7 protein-coding genes and 1 pseudogene are annotated in these 10,875 nt (G+C 42.9%); 3 read left to right on the top strand and 5 right to left on the bottom strand.

Going from position 1 to position 10,875, the window contains the following annotated elements; translation table 11 throughout:
• Positions 1-334: 334 nt before the first annotated feature.
• The 3 genes from Q1V93_RS18315 to Q1V93_RS18325 all read right to left on the bottom strand — a co-directional run bounded on the left by Q1V93_RS18315 (position 335) and on the right by Q1V93_RS18325 (position 3,963).
• Positions 335-1,801, bottom strand: coding sequence for an OmpA family protein (locus Q1V93_RS18315; RefSeq protein WP_300666684.1), 1,467 nt, complete (start codon positions 1,799-1,801; stop codon positions 335-337).
• Between the two features lie 234 nt (positions 1,802-2,035).
• Entirely contained in the window at positions 2,036-2,590 is a 555-nt protein-coding gene (locus tag Q1V93_RS18320) for a DinB family protein (protein WP_300666687.1), read from the bottom strand.
• A gap of 2 nt (positions 2,591-2,592) precedes the next feature.
• Positions 2,593-3,963, bottom strand: coding sequence for a M20/M25/M40 family metallo-hydrolase (locus Q1V93_RS18325; RefSeq protein ID WP_300666690.1), 1,371 nt, complete (start codon positions 3,961-3,963; stop codon positions 2,593-2,595).
• Between the two features lie 176 nt (positions 3,964-4,139).
• Here Q1V93_RS18325 and ychF point away from each other — a divergent pair, with 176 nt between their 5' ends.
• Together ychF and Q1V93_RS18335 are read left to right on the top strand one after the other, a co-directional pair.
• Positions 4,140-5,231, top strand: a complete 1,092-nt coding sequence (gene ychF, locus Q1V93_RS18330; protein WP_300666699.1) for a redox-regulated ATPase YchF — start codon at positions 4,140-4,142, stop codon at positions 5,229-5,231.
• Positions 5,232-5,470: 239 nt separating this feature from the next.
• On the top strand, positions 5,471-9,064 hold the full coding sequence (locus tag Q1V93_RS18335; protein ID WP_300666693.1) for a T9SS type A sorting domain-containing protein: 3,594 nt from the start codon (positions 5,471-5,473) through the stop codon (positions 9,062-9,064).
• A 331-nt stretch (positions 9,065-9,395) separates the two neighbouring features.
• Here Q1V93_RS18335 and Q1V93_RS18340 read toward each other — a convergent pair whose 3' ends face one another.
• Both Q1V93_RS18340 and Q1V93_RS18345 read right to left on the bottom strand, forming a co-directional pair.
• Positions 9,396-9,617 carry a DUF2795 domain-containing protein gene (locus tag Q1V93_RS18340; RefSeq protein ID WP_124745056.1) on the bottom strand — a complete coding sequence of 74 codons (222 nt, stop codon included), beginning with the start codon at positions 9,615-9,617 and terminating at the stop codon, positions 9,396-9,398.
• Positions 9,618-9,721: 104 nt separating this feature from the next.
• Positions 9,722-10,273, bottom strand: coding sequence for a cob(I)yrinic acid a,c-diamide adenosyltransferase (locus Q1V93_RS18345; protein ID WP_300666696.1), 552 nt, complete (start codon positions 10,271-10,273; stop codon positions 9,722-9,724).
• Between the two features lie 96 nt (positions 10,274-10,369).
• Here Q1V93_RS18345 and Q1V93_RS18350 point away from each other — a divergent pair.
• Positions 10,370-10,875: pseudogene (locus Q1V93_RS18350) on the top strand (hypothetical protein); the annotation flags it as partial.

Consider the following 10,875-nt stretch of genomic DNA (forward strand, 5'->3'; position numbering starts at 1 on the left):
CAATTTTATCAAAAATATCTGCCATACTTGTTCATTTTCCATTAATCGATTGGATATCCGATTAACAGTTCAGGGTGCAAATTTAGCAGTAATAAAGCTGATATTATCAATTTGTGATGAAAATTAATTAACCAAGAAATGAACAGGGGAAACAGATTATGTGTCAGAATACAGGTGATATTGGATTTTTTGCATTGAAACTTCTTATTCCACGCTGGTTTAAAAGCTGAAAGAGTTCATTACAAGGAACTAACCGAACTGAATTCTTCACTATAATTAGGAAAAAAAGGGAAGACCTTTCGATCCTCCCTTCCCGTATTTTCAAGTAGTCTGCTTATTCTGAAAACTTCACGACAAACTCCACACGCCGGTTTTCCGAACGTCCTTCTTTGGTATCGTTACTTGCTTTCGGTTTGGTTTCTCCATAACCGGTAGGATGGAGTCTTTCTGTGCCAATTCCTTTTTTCACCAGGTAGGCTTCTACGGCTTCAGCCCGTTTTTGAGAAAGCACCATGTTTTTCGCATCGTCTCCCTGACTGTCTGTATGGCCATTGATTTCTAACTGATAACTTGGATTTTCCTTCATGATTTTCACGACGTTATCCAATACTTCATAGGATGTTTTCTTAATGACATCTTTTCCGGTTTCAAATTGAATTCCTTTCAAGGCTCTTTCGAATACTTTGAGCGTTTCTGCCTTGATTTCCGGACAACCGTTATTTGATGCAACACCTGCAATTTTCGGACATCTGTCTTCATTGTCAGGAACACCGTCTCCATCCGTATCCGGACAGCCTTTGAATTGTGCAAGACCTTTTACTTTCGGACAAGCATCTTCAGCATCGGTTACTCCGTCACCATCTGCATCCGGACAACCTTTCATCGAAGCCAATCCTTTCACATCCGGACATGCGTCATCTGCGTCTGTGATTCCGTCTCCATCGGCATCCGGACAACCTTTTGCGCTGCTTACTCCGGCAACTTTCGGACAAGCGTCTTCTGCATCTGTAATTCCGTCGCCGTCCGTATCCGGGCAACCATTCATGGAAGAGATTCCGGCAACATCCGGACATTTATCCTGGTAATCCGGAATTCCGTCTTTGTCTTTATCGTGCGGACAACCGTAAATATCAACACTTACGCCCGAAGGAGTATTGGCACATTTATCCCGTCTGTCTCCAACTCCGTCACCGTCCGTATCTTTTGTTTTTCCGAGAGGAAACAGAACTCCGATCGTGTGAATCATGAATTGATCGTTGTATTTTCCGTTGGAATGATGATCGCGGTAATCCCGATTGGTATACGCGTAGTTCAGGTTGTAATTGAACCCGAATTTTTCATTGACCATGATGTTGAATCCCAATCCCGCATTTCCTGTCCAGTCAGTTCCTGCAATGTTCAGGTTGTCTTTGAGATAATGGGCAAATCCGGTTCCGATAAAAATGTAGGGTTGAAACACAGCGTCTTCCTTGATCCATTTTCCATTGTTAAACTTGAATTTCACATTCAGATTGGCTTGCCCCATATCCGAACGGTATCCCATATTATTGGGTAAGTGGAATCCCAGCTTTCCGATAGTAACGTCCAAACCGAGATTAAACCAGGGATTGAGATAGTAGTTTCCGGACAAACCAAGTTGTCCCCGATAGGCCTTGTTCATATTGAACCATTTCTGGTTGAGTTCACCGTGATAATCCGATAAACCGCCATTGATACCAAGGGCAAATTTCCTGTCGACACTTTGTCCGAAAACGGAAACAAATGCCATACACATAGCGAAAGTGAATAATGGTTTCTTCATAACTAAAAAATTAAGTATGATTTCAACTAAATGTAGAAAAAAAACCTTACTAAAAATAGACTTTCTGTTAAAAAACAAAGCCTGGTTATGAAGTGTTGTTATTCGATGATCTCTTGGTTTTAACCGATGAATTGGGTTAAAATTCTGACAAACAGCTTGTTGGAGGCGTGAGGCTTCTGTGTAAGCATCGGTTTTTAGTCACTAAAACCACCCGTGTATTTGTGTCTCAGCGGTTTAAAAGATCTCATCCGTATCTACGAGATAACGTTCTTTGATGATATTGCAGTGATGGATTCCGTGTCCGACGATCATCCAGCCCAGGTTTCGGGCGGTATTCGGGCTGTTGTTTGCTGTTCCGGTTTCGTCCAGCATAGCTGCAGTCATTCCCAGGAAAAGCGAAACACTTGCTTTCCGGACGTCGTAAAATTCGTCTTTCAGATCAGTCAGGGTGCGCTGATCCGTATTATTGTGCTGTGAATACCAGCCTTCGTCGAATCCTTCTATCGGAGTGTGATCTTTTCGGGAGAAGCGAAGGGCGCGGTATTGAAAAATGCGTTCGGTTTCAATGACATGAAGAAGCACTCCTTTCAAGGTCCATTTATCATCAGCATATTGAAAATCTGCTTTGCTTTCAGGAAGACCTTCAATAAACGAAACGGTTTGTTCCAAATCCTGTTCCAGGGCGTGAATTAAATCATCCTGCCCGATAGTCCTGTCGAAGTAATATTTGGCATAGGCCGGAGCTGTTTCCGGGTTTGGTCTTCCGATGAAGTGTTTTTGATTACTCATGATTACAAGGCTTTATCCAATAAATACACAAAAGCTGCCATACTTGCACATCCCAGTTCCAGTTCGCGCTTGTTGACACTTTCAAAAACATCGCTTGGTGCGTGGTGGAAATCAAAGTAGCGCTGAGAATCCGGCACCAAACCGAAAAGCGGAATACCATCGTAAGACCGTTTCAAAGGACTGATATCAACTCCTCCGTATCCGGCTGCAAAATGATGTAATCCGTAGGGCTCAAGAATCGGTGCGAATCCTTTGATCAGTTGAATATACGATTCTTTTCCGTCGCACTCAAACCCGTGTGGCGTAAAACCTCCGCGGTCACTTTCTACCGCTGCAATTTGCTTTTGATTTTCTTTCTTTGCCCATTCCGCGTATGCAATTCCGCCCTTGTTTCCGTTTTCCTCGTTCATAAAGAAAACTACGCGGATGGTATGTTTCGGTTTGATTCCGGTCACTTTCAGGATTCTTAAGGCTTCCAGGCAGTGAACAATTCCGGCTCCGTCGTCATGCGCGCCTTCGCCCGTGTCCCATGAATCCAAATGTCCGCCAATGGTGATAATTTCATTCGGTTTTTCGCTGCCGGTAATTTCTCCCATAACATTAAACGATGGTTCGTCCGGGAAATCCCTGCAATCCATTTCCATGATGAGGTTTACTTTCCCATTGGAAAGGGCTTTCGAAAGTTCATTGGATGAAACCGTTGATAAAGCTCCGGCAGGAATTTTTTTCGTTTCAGCGTTATAATACATGGAACCGGTATGCGGAAAATGATCTTCAGGAAGCGCCAAAGAGCGGATTACAACACCAACTGCTCCCAATTTCGAAGCTTCCACAGCTCCTTCTCCGCGAATGCTGTAGCAGCCGCCGTAAGCTTTGAATGTCACGATATCTGCAGGATTCATCGGTTGATTCAGGAATACGATTTTCCCCTGAACAGTTGTTTTAGATGCTTTTCTGAGTTCATCCAACGATTTGAATTCAATGACTTCTGCTTTCAGCATACCATTTGTACCAATGGAACCTCCCAAGGCAAGGATCTCAACAGGAACCGGTTCTCCCGAAGCACTTTGAAACCAGGCTACTTCCTTGTTTCCCCTTTCCCAATGCGGAACCATGACCGGCTGCAGGTAGATTTTATCAAAACCGTACCCTTCCATTTTTCGTTTTCCCCATTCTACTGCCATCTGAGCCTGGGAAGACCCTGACAAACGCGCTCCAATTCCCTTACACAATGAACGCAGATCTTCGTAAGCCTTTCCTCTTAACAATGCTTCGTCAAAGAGTTGGCGGATTTTTAGCGAATCACTTTGCTGAGCGTTTACAGCTCCAAGAGAAAAAAATGCACAGATGAAAAATAGTTTGCGGAATAACATACCGGGATGATTTTATTTTGAACAGATGCGAAAATAGTAAATGAATCGTTAATTGAAAATGGACAATTGAAAAGGGAGAAGTTAAAATGCAAAATTCCGGATTCATAATTACTTTTCAATTTTGCATTTTACATTTTCAATTTAAAAGTATCTTTGCACAAATTTTTTTTATGGCATTGAAATGCGGAATAGTTGGTTTGCCGAATGTTGGTAAGTCGACATTGTTTAATTGTTTATCAAACGCTAAGGCGCAATCTGCGAATTTTCCTTTCTGTACTATCGAACCGAATGTGGGGACTATTTCAGTTCCGGATCCTCGTTTGGAGAAATTGGAATCGATGGTAAATCCTGAAAGAGTGGTTCCTACAACCATGGAAATCGTTGATATTGCAGGATTAGTGAAAGGAGCTTCGAAAGGAGAAGGCCTTGGAAATCAATTTTTGGCAAATATCCGTGAAACAGATGCTATTCTGCATGTACTTCGCTGCTTTGAAGATGGAAACATTATTCACGTAGACGGACGCGTAGATCCGGTAAGTGATAAAGAAATCATCGATATCGAACTTCAGCTGAAGGATTTGGAATCCATTGAAAAACGCATTCAATCATTGGCTCGTAACCTGAAATCAGGAGACAAGGAAGTGGTGAAAGAAAACGATTTGGCATTGGCAATCAAAGCAACATTGGAGCAAGGGAAATCCGTTCGTTCCATGACTTTTGATGAAAAAGAAGCTGAAATCGTTGAGAAATTCCAGTTGATTACATCCAAGCCGGTGATGTACGTTTGTAACGTAGAAGAATCTGCCGTAAAAACCGGAAATGCACATGTGGATGCAGTTCGTGAAGCTGTGAAAGATGAAAAAGCGCAAATCCTGGTTGTAGGAGCAAAAATTGAAGCAGATATTTCCGAATTGGAAACATACGAAGAGCGCCAGATGTTCCTCGAAGAGCTTGGTTTGGAAGAACCGGGGGTGAATCGTTTGATTCGTTCTGCTTATTCCTTATTGAATTTGCAAACTTATTTTACGGCAGGAGTGAAAGAAGTTCGTGCCTGGACAGTTCCGGTTGGTGCAACCGCTCCACAGGCTGCCGGTGTTATTCATACCGATTTTGAGAAAGGATTTATCCGCGCAGAAGTCATGAAATATGAAGATTACACAACTTTGGGTTCTGAAGCTGCAGTGAAAGAAGCCGGGAAGTTTAAAGTAGAAGGAAAAGAATACATCGTGCAGGATGGAGACATCATGCATTTCAGATTCAATGTGTAAATATTGACATCATAAAACACTGAAGCCCCGACATTTATCGTCGGGGCTTTTTTGTTGCCGCAAAATCCGATCTTATCGGAACGATTATAAACCACATGGAAAGTTAACGTGTTGTGAATCAGTGGTTTTTTTATTACGCGTTTTACGAATGTATATCCGATTGTTTTTAGTTGCTCCTGAAGGCCAGGGAAACATTGACGAGTCTATAAATTTGTCCTGGTTTTTTTTAATAAGAGTTTATGAAATCAATAGTACTTACATTCTTTTTTGCGGTTCTATGGATCGCAGGCTGGGGACAAACATTGAGTCCCCTTTCTCTCGAACAATTGGTGAATACAGATATTCCACCTGCTCAATTTTCTCCCAAAGTTGCTGCTGCTCCTGATGGTAGTTATGTGGTTATCTGGATCGACGGACAAACGTATGGAACACTGAAAGCAAGAAGATACGACAGTTCCCATAACCCGGTTACAGGTGAAATAACGATCACGTCATCTGCTTCCAAATTTTTGAATATCGAACACTGGAAAAACGGGAAGTATGTCATTTCTTATATAGATGGCGCTGTATTGAAATTCCATGTGTTGGATGAATTAAACGTGGTTGCACCTGCAATTACGGTTTCAACAACTGTTCCTTTTAACAAACAGGATTTCGCGATCAAGGGCGATTCACTGGCTTTCCTGTACGGCAGGGATGCGAATAAACAATTATACCTGAGAGGATATAATTTGTCTACGAATGCCTGGATCAATGCGGAGGTTCGGGTAACGGAAGTATCAGGTTATTCCTATGTAGAGGCTCCGAATATTATCTATCACAACGATGGTCGCTTAACGGCTATTTATCATTTACAGATTACGACAGGATGTTGCGTAGTAGAAAGAAAAATTATGCGCAAGACATTCAATAGTTCTTTTGTTGCAGAAATCCCGGAACAAATTATCTGGGCTCCGGGTGTTGATAATTATGTCGGTGCAGATATGGATGCAAGCGGAAACAGCAATGGAGAAGTCGTGATCGCAACAACTCACGGTGAGTATCCCGGGACAAATAAGTTGCGTCTGTGGATCTTAAGCAGTACCGGAACGTTTATTGTCAATAACAGCGCGATCCTGACAGGAAATTCTTATACCTGGCATGAAGGAACCGTAGCGCAGCTATATGATAACGGAGACTATGTGGTTGGTAAGTCATTATGGGTCAATTTACCGAATGGTAATGCTCCGACTCCGAATTATGAGGAAGTCTACGTGATCTATGGAAAGAACTACAATCAAAGCAGAACCGGAATTTTACAGGTAAATAGTACGAGTGCGGATGAACAAGAACAACCTTGTCTTGCGAAATTGCCGAATGGTGGATTTGTGGCTGCGTGGAGCGGGAACGGATTCCAGGGAGATACCCGGGGAATTTATACCCGTGCATACAATGCGGTATCTTTCCCGGGGGTTGCTTTTAGCACCAACGGAACATATTCCGTGAGTGAGGCAGGAACTACAGCAACAATCGGTATTGTTTTGGGGACGCAACCAACAGGAAACGTAACAGTGGATTTGTCTTCTTCGGATTTGACAGAAGGAACAGTGAGTCCAACTCAATTGACCTTTACTCCAACAAACTGGAATCAGGTTCAGAATGTTGTTGTAACGGGTGTTGATGATACAGATGACGATGGAGACATTACGTTTAACCTCGTTGCCTCAACTACTGGAAGTGCGGATGCTACTTATGCTGCATTGCCAAATAAAACACAAGCAATTGTGAATCGGGATAACGACGCAACGATTACCATGCCTTCAGCGCAAACAATCTGTAAGTCGACGGGAATGAGTAATGTGAATGCACTTATTTCCAATGTGGGTGCTGCAATTACATCCGTAACAGCGGTAAGTAATAACCAAAGTGTGATTGATAACAGCGATATTACGATTACGAATGCAGGAGGCGGAACTTATGGAATTACAATCAATAATCTGAGTAATAATTCGTTGGGAACTGCTCAGGTTACATTGACAGCGAATGATGGTCAGTTCAATTATACAGGAAGTTTCAATGTAACAACAACCGGAGTTGCAATTGTGACCAGTGCATCGTCGCATTCGATTTGCCAGGGACAAACAGTAACACTTTCTGCAACCGGCGGACAAAACATTTCATGGAACAACGGAGTGGTGAATAACGTTCCGTTTACTCCTTTAGCAACAGCAACATATACGGTAACAGCTGATAATGGTTCGGGATGTACCGGAACAGCTACAGAAACAATTACGGTCAATTCAGCTCCTGCTGCCCCAACGGTTAATGCAAGCGGCTCTTTATCTCTTTGCGGAAGCGGCTCCGTTACCTTGACTTCTTCCCAAACAACCGGAAATACCTGGTCAACGGGAGAAACAACTCAAAGCATCACAGTTTCAAATGCGGGAACATACTCTGTTACTTATTCAACCGGAGGAACTTGTTCTGCAACTTCTGCTCCTGTAGTGGTAACTGTAAACAGCGCTCCTGCTACACCGGTAATCACACCAAACGGATCAACCACATTCTGTGCCGGTGGATCTGTTACTTTAACTTCTTCCCAGGCGACCGGAAATACCTGGTCAACGGGAGAAACGACTCAAAGTATTGTTGTTTCAAACGCTGGAAATTATACTGTTTCTGTTTCGAACGGAACTTGTTCTGCAGCTTCTGCTCCGGCAGTGATAACGGTAAACAGCAACCCTGCTGTACCAACCATTACGCCGAACGGAGCAACAACCTTCTGCGCCGGAGGATCCGTTATTTTGACTTCCTCTTCTGCAACAGGAAACTCCTGGTCAACAGGTGTTACCTCACAAACGATCAACGTAACAGCAACAAACACGTATCTTTTGACGTATACTGACGGAAACGGTTGTACCTCTCAGGCAGCAAGTATTCTGGTAACTGCTCAGGCTTTACCAAACGTTTCAGCAGGCCCGGATCAAACGGTTTGTAAAGGAACTACGATTACATTATTGGGTTCAGGAGCGACTTCTTATTCCTGGACAGGCGGTATTACAAACGGAACACCTTTCCCGGTTAACAACCAGGCAACTTTTGAAGTAACCGGAACCGGAAGCAACGGGTGTACCAATACGGACCAGGTAACTGTTTTCGTGAATAACCTTCCAACGGTAAGTGCAGGACAAAATCGAATTGTTTGTAATGGCGCATCTGTGACTTTGAATGGCTCAGGAGCTGTAACCTATAACTGGGATAATGGCGTTACGAATGGTGTTTCTTTTGTTCCGACTTTGGGAACAACAACGTATACCGTAACGGGAACGGATGCCAATGGTTGTGAAGCAGAAGATGAAATGACCTTAACGGTGAATCCGTTACCAGGCGTAACACTTTCAGCAATTCCTGCTTTCTGTATTTCTAACGGATCCGCGGTTCTGAATCAAGGTTTACCAGCCGGAGGAACTTATTCAGGAAACGGAATCAGCGGAACTGTTTTCAATCCTTCAACGGCAGGAGTTGGAATTCACCCGGTAACATATACTTACACGGACCAGAACAATTGTCAGAATACTGCTTCATCAACGATTACAGTTGATCAGTGTTTAGGAATCAATGAATTGACAGCAAATCAATTGGTGGTATATCCGAATCCGACTGTAGGATTTACAACGATTGAATTCCCGGGATCTTTCAGCTATTCTGTATCGGATGCCCAGGGAAGAACGATTTTGGACGGAATTGCTGCTGATGGAACGAAACTGGATTTATCCGCATTCAGCGGCGGAGTATACCAGTTGATCATCCAGGCTGAGAATACATTTCACACCGTGCGAATCGTGAAAAACTAATAAGAAATTCCACTTAGATTTAAAAGGCGCCGGTTATTTGACCGGCGCTTTTTTCTTTGTGAAAAGTATTCTTTGTAAAACGTCGACTGAGCGGAGTTGAAGATGGTGTTTTGGATAGATTGCTCCTGTCCGTGTCTCGATACATTCCGATCTTTCGCTTTGCTAAAGGCCGGAATACTTGACGGGACAGGATTAATCCATTTCTTAAGCGCTTTTGAGATTCTGTGCATGTCAGTTCGAGTCCGTGTTAGTGGGTATCGAGAACGACATGCGTAGAACAAGTACAAAAAAAGGTTCCCGAATCGAGAACCTTTTTTAAATAGATATGAATTTAATATTCATCTTCATTGAATAAGAAGTCGTCTTTAGACGGATAATCTGGCCAAATTTCTTCGATGCTTTCATATACATCACCTTCATCTTCTAAATCTTGTAGGTTTTCAACTACTTCTAAAGGAGCTCCTGCACGAATTGCGTAATCGATCAATTCATCTTTTGTTGCGGGCCATGGAGCGTCTTCCAGGTAGGATGCGAGTTCTAATGTCCAGTACATGTCTTAGTGATATTGTTGTTTATTTGCGCAAAAATAATCTTATTCTAAAAAAAACCAAGTGTTTTGTCAAGGATTCGAAAAAAACTTTCTTAAGCGGCTTTTAATCAGTGAGTTCTTGGTTTCCAGGGGGTTTCCGTTGCATTTAATTCATGCGCCAGTTTTCGCGACAGGACAAAGAGGTAATCGCTCAAACGATTCATGTAGGCGCTGATCAACGGGTTTACCGGCTCTGATTCACTGAGTTGGGCAACCAATCGCTCAGCTCTGCGGCAAATGCAACGGGCAACATGGCATTGTGAAACGATCACATTTCCGCCCGGAAGAACAAAAAACTTCATTGGTGGAATTTCTGCATCCATTGCGTCGATGTGATTTTCCAGGAACGTAATATCGCTTTCGTACAATTCCGGCAAGGTCATTTTTGATTTCACAGGATCGGCCGCCAAATGCGAACCAATGGTGAAAAGGCGGTCCTGGATTTCGATCAGTACTTCTGATTTGGAGTCTTCGTTGATCAAATCGCGCAGCAACCCGATATAACTATTCAGTTCATCTACCGTTCCGTAGCTTTCAATCCGGATATGGTGTTTGGGCAAACGGGTTCCTCCGATCAATCCCGTTGTGCCTTTATCTCCTTTTTTGGTATACACTTTCATGATTTAAATGTAGTTATTTTTCACTTGAATTGACCAGAATGGAAGGAGGGGAGTTCAGGAATTTTCTTTACATTTGGTAGAACGAAAACAAAAACTATGAAATTAATCGCCACGCTTGGGATTTTTTTGCTATGCCAATTTATGGGGTTTGCACAATCCACGTTGAAAAATGATATTGTCCTGAAAACCTCGGGAGAAGAATTGGCCGGGAAAGTTCAGGAGATAGGAGATACGGATATCAAGTTCGTGTATTCAGGTGAAACATTGGTGTATCAAATCAAAAAAAGCGATATTGCCAAGATCACGTTTTCCAGCGGAAGAGTGGAAATTTTCAATTCCCCTAAACCAAGTTCCGGGAAAGCGGATTCTATTGCCAAATCCGGGTTGGAAGCACATCAGAATAAGATTGCCATTTTGCCTTTCAGTTATTTGTTGAATAAGCAGGATGCCGGACAGGAAATGACCTACAAAGTTCAGAACGAAGCTTATTCGATTATGAACGCGCATTCGGGTTACATGACTGTTCAGCCGACTCAAACAACGAATGCGTTGTTATTGAAAGCTGGAGTTACAGGAGCAAATGTACGCAGTTTCACCATGGG

This window comes from Fluviicola sp. (assembly GCF_030151805.1).
Taxonomy (GTDB): Bacteria; Bacteroidota; Bacteroidia; order Flavobacteriales_D; family Crocinitomicaceae; genus Fluviicola.